This is a genomic window from Bartonella florencae (genome assembly GCF_000312525.1).
GTDB lineage: Bacteria > Pseudomonadota > Alphaproteobacteria > Rhizobiales > Rhizobiaceae > Bartonella > Bartonella florencae.
This window is the reverse complement of sequence record NZ_HE997499.1, coordinates 1-641: the sequence shown is the minus strand read 5'-3', so window position 1 is coordinate 641 and position 641 is coordinate 1. Positions and strand designations below refer to the sequence as shown.

The 641-nt window shown below is 34.9% G+C and carries 2 pseudogenes; both read left to right on the top strand.

Annotated features, from left to right (window positions below):
• Positions 1-220: pseudogene (locus tag BN202_RS10045) on the top strand (hypothetical protein); the annotation flags it as partial.
• A 264-nt stretch (positions 221-484) separates the two neighbouring features.
• Positions 485-641: pseudogene (locus BN202_RS10520) on the top strand (Rha family transcriptional regulator); the annotation flags it as partial.

The window sequence follows — 641 nt, the reverse complement described above, 5'->3', positions numbered from 1 at the left end:
AAGAAGCGTATTGAGTTTTGAAGCGTTGATAGACGAGGTAAATGCGAAAATTAAAGAACGTACAAAAGATGATCAGTTGATTAGTGAGATAACAAATGATTTGGAGAGAGGTTATCCATTGTCTTGTGAAGAGATGGACAGAGAGCTAGCAAAAGCGCTTGATATTCAATTAGGTAGGAACCAAAATGAAAAAAGTGAAAAAATAAAAAATACGTATTGACTTTAAAGGAAGGTTTTGTTAAACGAATCATTAAGTGCTAGAAACACTAAACATGTAGCGAATAGATTACGAAACAATCTTTTCCTGCTTCAAAATTTGGCTTTATTTTTATGCTATTATTGGCATATAACAATTTTGTCGGGTGTGGTTACGCTATACAATACCCTTATGGGAAAGGCGTGACGACGGACTACATGCCGTGTTTCTAGCACCCGGCACTCTTTTAGAGTGTCAATAGAAGCTTTAAACATGTAGGAGTTCCCTATGAGCAATTTAGTAACAGTCAACAATAATGGTATTGCTGTAACAACTTCTTTAAAGATTGCAGAGGGCGTAGGTAATACGCATAAAACAGTTATACAATTGGTTCGTAAAAATATTAAAGATTTTGAAGAATTTGGAAGGATCGCATTTGAAATGC